The sequence below is a fragment of the Winogradskyella sp. SM1960 genome, from assembly GCF_020179375.1.
Classification (GTDB): Bacteria; Bacteroidota; Bacteroidia; order Flavobacteriales; family Flavobacteriaceae; genus Winogradskyella; species Winogradskyella marina.
In genome coordinates this window covers 1-742 of the sequence record NZ_JAICBG010000044.1, presented here as the reverse complement: position 1 = coordinate 742, position 742 = coordinate 1, and the positions used below count along the sequence as shown (strand labels likewise).

Genomic DNA, 742 nt, shown 5'->3' with positions numbered 1-742 from the left:
ACGTTGTATGCAATTTAACAAAAACGTCAATTATCAATCAAAATCATATGTTTAAACAAAAAGTAATTGTTCTGATATTATGTCTGATTGGAATTTCTTCCCAAAAGAAAAATCAAACGATAGAGGAATTTGGTAAATCAGTTTTTCAGACATATAAAACGGACTTAACCGAACAAAAAGAATTGTATCTGAACAAGTCGGAATTGAAACAAGTATTGAGAAAATATGGACAAACGGATTTTAATAATGACCGAATAAAAGAATATATTAACTTAACGATTGAAAAGCAGAAAGAACATATTGACCTTGCAAAGTATGATATGGAAATTGCTTTCAATGAATTTAAGTGGAATAGTTCTCAAATAGACAGCATAACGTACGAAATCATTTTCCCAAAACCAGGAAAAGATTCAATCATTTCTTGGCCGAATTCTAAAACAATAGAACTAAATGATTTTAAAGAAAATTTTGTAACTAAAATTTATCTTTACGCAAACGATAATGACAAAAAAATCCGAATGGAATTAGAAAGTGTGGTTTATTTAAATGAGAAATTCAAACTACACGAAAACAGACCGAAATTCGAATACATAAATGAATAAAAAACTGCATACAACACCGTGTATATTTAATTGCTTTGTTTCTGCTTATCTGGAATATTCCTTCGGAATATTCTCAGGTCCGTAAAAGTTTGCTAAATTAGCTACCAAACCACGCAACTAATCATACACAAACACGTTGT

1 protein-coding gene is annotated in these 742 nt (G+C 29.5%); it reads left to right on the top strand.

Features of this window, described 5'->3' with window-relative positions; genetic code table 11:
• Positions 1-602 (top strand): hypothetical protein (locus tag K1X16_RS17900; protein ID WP_225037434.1); only part of this gene is annotated, 602 nt, incomplete at its 5' end.
• Between the last annotated feature and the right edge of the window lie 140 nt (positions 603-742).